This is a genomic window from Pseudomonas sp. I2 (assembly GCF_040984075.1).
Classification (GTDB): domain Bacteria; phylum Pseudomonadota; class Gammaproteobacteria; order Pseudomonadales; family Pseudomonadaceae; genus Aquipseudomonas; species Aquipseudomonas guariconensis_B.
The window spans coordinates 1-4,428 of record NZ_JBCGFQ010000102.1; the positions used below are offsets into that span (position 1 = coordinate 1).

5 protein-coding genes are annotated in these 4,428 nt (G+C 51.5%); 4 read left to right on the plus strand and 1 reads right to left on the minus strand.

Annotated features, from left to right (window positions below; translation table 11 throughout):
* Window positions 1-340: 340 nt before the first annotated feature.
* The 3 genes from WCE05_RS25620 (at window position 341) to WCE05_RS25630 (ending at window position 2,515) form a co-directional block, all read left to right on the plus strand.
* On the plus strand, window positions 341-997 hold the full coding sequence (locus tag WCE05_RS25620; RefSeq protein ID WP_000415714.1) for a quinolone resistance pentapeptide repeat protein QnrVC1: 657 nt from the start codon (window positions 341-343) through the stop codon (window positions 995-997).
* Window positions 998-1,201: 204 nt separating this feature from the next.
* Entirely contained in the window at window positions 1,202-1,564 is a 363-nt protein-coding gene (locus tag WCE05_RS25625; protein WP_065761995.1) for a cupin domain-containing protein, read from the plus strand.
* Between the two features lie 111 nt (window positions 1,565-1,675).
* Entirely contained in the window at window positions 1,676-2,515 is an 840-nt protein-coding gene (locus WCE05_RS25630; RefSeq protein WP_096862041.1) for an AadA family aminoglycoside 3''-O-nucleotidyltransferase, read from the plus strand.
* Window positions 2,516-2,754: 239 nt separating this feature from the next.
* On the opposite strand, the gene WCE05_RS25635 is transcribed toward WCE05_RS25630, so the two are convergent.
* Window positions 2,755-3,798 (minus strand): IS110 family transposase, encoded by a 1,044-nt coding sequence (locus tag WCE05_RS25635; protein WP_096862040.1) that lies wholly within the window; start codon window positions 3,796-3,798, stop codon window positions 2,755-2,757.
* A gap of 221 nt (window positions 3,799-4,019) precedes the next feature.
* On the opposite strand from WCE05_RS25635, the gene WCE05_RS25640 reads away from it, so the two are divergent.
* Window positions 4,020-4,367, plus strand: a complete 348-nt coding sequence (locus tag WCE05_RS25640) for a quaternary ammonium compound efflux SMR transporter QacE delta 1 (protein WP_000679427.1) — start codon at window positions 4,020-4,022, stop codon at window positions 4,365-4,367.
* Window positions 4,368-4,428 lie beyond the last annotated feature (61 nt).

The window sequence follows — 4,428 nt, forward strand, 5'->3', positions numbered from 1 at the left end:
CTGTTTTTTTGTACAGTCTATGCCTCGGGCATCCAAGCAGCAAGCGCGTTACGCCGTGGGTCGATGTTTGATGTTATGGAGCAGCAACGATGTTACGCAGCAGGGCAGTCGCCCTAAAACAAAGTTATGTGCTTTCTCTAAAACAAGCCAGATTCACTGAAACTTTCTTCTGGCTGGCCGCATCGGTCGTTTCGAATTAGCCACCTTTAAAATGCCGTTTTGATGCCTTATTTTGGCTAAAACGGGGTGTTTTAAGTTTCTGTTTTTATTGGTTTTGTTTTTGTTGAGAACTTTCAGGTAAATGATAGTCTTCAAATCAAATGTTTTTTGGAGCCACAGCATGGAAAAATCAAAGCAATTATATAATCAAGTGAACTTCTCACATCAGGACTTGCAAGAACATATCTTTAGCAATTGTACTTTTATACATTGTAATTTTAAGCGCTCAAACCTCCGAGATACACAGTTCATTAACTGTACTTTCATAGAGCAGGGGGCATTGGAAGGGTGCGATTTTTCTTATGCTGATCTTCGAGATGCTTCATTTAAAAACTGTCAGCTTTCAATGTCCCATTTTAAGGGGGCAAATTGCTTTGGTATTGAACTGAGAGATTGTGATCTTAAAGGAGCAAATTTTAGTCAAGTTAGTTTTGTAAATCAGGTTTCGAATAAAATGTACTTTTGTTCTGCATACATAACAGGTTGTAACTTATCCTATGCCAATTTTGAGCAGCAGCTTATTGAAAAATGTGACCTGTTCGAAAATAGATGGATTGGTGCAAATCTTCGAGGCGCTTCATTTAAAGAATCAGATTTAAGCCGTGGTGTTTTTTCGGAAGACTGCTGGGAACAGTTTAGAGTACAAGGCTGTGATTTAAGCCATTCAGAGCTTTATGGTTTAGATCCTCGAAAGATTGATCTTACGGGTGTAAAAATATGCTCGTGGCAACAGGAACAGTTACTGGAGCAATTAGGGGTAATCATTGTTCCTGACTAAGCGCAAGATTCGGCTACGCACATAACAAACGCTTTAAGACGGATTCGCAACGTTTGGCGGTTTTAGTTTGAATTGGCTTTTGTATTTACGGTGTAATAATTGAGTGTTGTGGTAGCGTTGCTCACCACTTAAGCGGGCGTTAGAACGTCCAGGCGCAGTTGCGTTTTTAGTACGTGTCCAATCAGTTTTAAATGAGGTGTGAACATGAAAGCAGAAACGGAATCGCGGATTTTTTCGGTGGATGAATATGTCCGTCCGTCTAACGGCGAACCGATTCGTTCGGTTGTTCTGGAAACCAACGACTCCGTCATTGTTGTTTGGCACGCCCACCCTGGGCAGGAAATAGCTGCCCATGTCCATCCTCACGGCCAAGATACTTGGACGGTTATCTCAGGAGAAGCCGAGTACTATCAAGGTGACGGCGTAGCCACTCATATTAAAGCTGGAGATATTGCCATCGCAAAACCTGGGCAAGTACATGGTGCAATGAACTCTGGCCCAGAACCTTTTATATTTGTCTCAGTGGTTGCGCCGGCCAATGCCGGTTTTGCGTTGGCTGAAAAATAAACAGCCACATATGAGTGCCAAGTTACTACGTTCTAACAATCGGCTGCACGGCGACCGGTTTTCCGCTGCTTCGCAGCTACAAACCGGCGCGTGAGCCGGGCGTTAGACATCATGAGTAACGCAGTACCCGCCGAGATTTCGGTACAGCTATCACTGGCTCTCAACGCCATCGAGCGTCATCTGGAATCAACGTTGCTGGCCGTGCATTTGTACGGCTCTGCACTGGACGGTGGCCTGAAGCCATACAGTGATATTGATTTGCTGGTTACTGTGGCTGCACAGCTCGATGAGACTGTCCGACAAGCCCTGGTCGTAGATCTCTTGGAAATTTCTGCCTCCCCTGGCCAAAGTGAGGCTCTCCGCGCCTTGGAAGTTACCATCGTCGTGCATGGTGATGTTGTCCCTTGGCGTTATCCGGCCAGACGGGAACTGCAATTCGGGGAGTGGCAGCGTAAGGACATTCTTGCGGGCATCTTCGAGCCCGCCACAACCGATGTTGATCTGGCTATTCTGCTAACTAAAGTAAGGCAGCATAGCCTTGCATTGGCAGGTTCGGCCGCAGAGGATTTCTTTAACCCAGTTCCGGAAGGCGATCTATTCAAGGCATTGAGCGACACTCTGAAACTATGGAATTCGCAGCCGGATTGGGAAGGCGATGAGCGGAATGTAGTGCTTACCTTGTCTCGCATTTGGTACAGCGCAGCAACCGGCAAGATCGCACCGAAGGATATCGTTGCCAACTGGGCAATTGAGCGTCTGCCAGATCAACATAAGCCCGTACTGCTTGAAGCCCGGCAGGCTTATCTTGGACAAGGAGAAGATTGCTTGGCCTCACGCGCGGATCAGTTGGCGGCGTTCGTTCACTTCGTGAAACATGAAGCCACTAAATTGCTTGGTGCCATGCCAGTGATGTCTAACAATTCATATATGGACTCTCCCCACAAGTGGTGAGCAAAGCATTGCTTTTGCACCTGTCGTCAGCGCGGTTGCATTCGTATATCCGGCCTGTTGTGGGCTTTCTTGCCCTGGCCAATCTGTAGTTCGCGCAGCGGGGGCCAAGCGTTCAATCGATCACGCGGATCATGATTGTTATCGGCCTTATTCCGCTGCAGGACTCGCCTGTTCCGACAGTGCTGCTGTTCACCACAACCACCAGAAAACCATCTTGCCGTTCTGATTACCCCCCGCCGTCAGGCGGGCTTTGTGCTTTGCCAATTGCCATTGAAGCGCCGCTCATGGCACCACACGGCCCAGCAGATCCGCACCAGTTTGTTGGCCAGGGCTACCGCAGCCTTGTTGTGGCCGATGCGCGCCGCCGTTGCCACGGCCCAGCGTTGCAGCTGCGTCAGCTTTTCCGGGGTACGTGCCTGACAGCGTTGTGCAGCCAGCAAGGCTGCCCGTGAGCCATGGATTAGCAGGGTACGCACATAGACGTTGCCCTGTCGGCTGATGTGGCCGAGCTTGCGGCGCTCGCCACTGCTGAACTCGCGCGGGGTCATGCCCAGCCAGGCACTGAGCTGGCGACCACTGGCAAAGCGCTCGGGCCTGCCAACGGCGGCTGTCAGGGCGCTGGCGGTCAGCAGCCCAATGCCGCTGACCTCATCCAGCTTGCGTACGATGTCATCGTCGGCATGCCAGCGTTTGAGCTGCTGCTCGCACTCGGCCATGCACTGCTCATACAGGTTGATTTCGGCCAGGACGATATGCAGCAGACGGCTCAGGGGCGCGAGCTCGGGCTGGTCAACCCGCTCGCTGGCGGCGCGGATGAAGGCGGCGGTCGAGGCGGGGGCCTCGATACCGGCTTCACGCAATAGACCGCGCAGCAGGTTGATCCGCTGGGTGCGGCTTTTCTTCCAGGTTTCCCGCAGCCCGTGCAACTGTTGCAGCTGTTGCTGGCTGTGGCTTTTCACCGGCACGGGATGAATATCGGTGCAGCGTGCCGCTTCGAGCATGGCGTCGCAGTCATTGCGGTCGGTCTTGTTGCGGCGGCGATAGGGCCGCACGTAGCGCGGATGCAGTAGCCTCACCTGATGCCCCAGGGCTTGCGCTACACGTCCCCAGTAGTGGGCCGTGCCACAGGCCTCCATCACCCACTCGACCGGTTCGGCCTGCTCCTGTATATATCGCCGGAACGCCTCTCGGTTCAGCCGCTTGCGCTGCACCACCTGGCCGGAACGGACACTCTCGGCAACTTGGTAAACGGATTTGGCCAGATCAACTGCAATGCGTTTCATACCGACTCTCCCAATTTCAGCCACCACGATGCTTGGTATAGAAGGGTGGTGCGGGGGGAGTCCATTACAGCATTCAAGCCGAACCCGCTTCGCGGGTCGGCTTAATTCAGGTGTTAGATGCACTAAGCACATAATTGCTCACAGCCAAACTATCAGGTCAAGTCTGCTTTTATTATTTTTAAGCGTGCATAATAAGCCCTACACAAATTGGGAGATATATCATGAAAGGCTGGCTTTTTCTTGTTATCGCAATAGTTGGCGAAGTAATCGCAACATCCGCATTAAAATCTAGCGAGGGCTTTACTAAGCTTGCCCCTTCCGCCGTTGTCATAATCGGTTATGGCATCGCATTTTATTTTCTTTCTCTGGTTCTGAAATCCATCCCTGTCGGTGTTGCTTATGCAGTCTGGTCGGGACTCGGCGTCGTCATAATTACAGCCATTGCCTGGTTGCTTCATGGGCAAAAGCTTGATGCGTGGGGCTTTGTAGGTATGGGGCTCATAATTGCTGCCTTTTTGCTCGCCCGATCCCCATCGTGGAAGTCGCTGCGGAGGCCGACGCCATGGTGACGGTGTTCGGCATTCTGAATCTCACCGAGGACTCCTTCTTCGATGAGAGCCGGCGGCTAGA

Coding starts and splice junctions, on each gene's coding strand:
- WCE05_RS25620 (WP_000415714.1), top strand. CDS start 341: ATGGAAAAATCAAAGCAATTATATAATCAAGTGAACTTCTCACATCAG.
- WCE05_RS25625 (WP_065761995.1), top strand. CDS start 1,202: ATGAAAGCAGAAACGGAATCGCGGATTTTTTCGGTGGATGAATATGTC.
- WCE05_RS25630 (WP_096862041.1), top strand. CDS start 1,676: ATGAGTAACGCAGTACCCGCCGAGATTTCGGTACAGCTATCACTGGCT.
- WCE05_RS25635 (WP_096862040.1), bottom strand. CDS start 3,798: ATGAAACGCATTGCAGTTGATCTGGCCAAATCCGTTTACCAAGTTGCC.
- WCE05_RS25640 (WP_000679427.1), top strand. CDS start 4,020: ATGAAAGGCTGGCTTTTTCTTGTTATCGCAATAGTTGGCGAAGTAATC.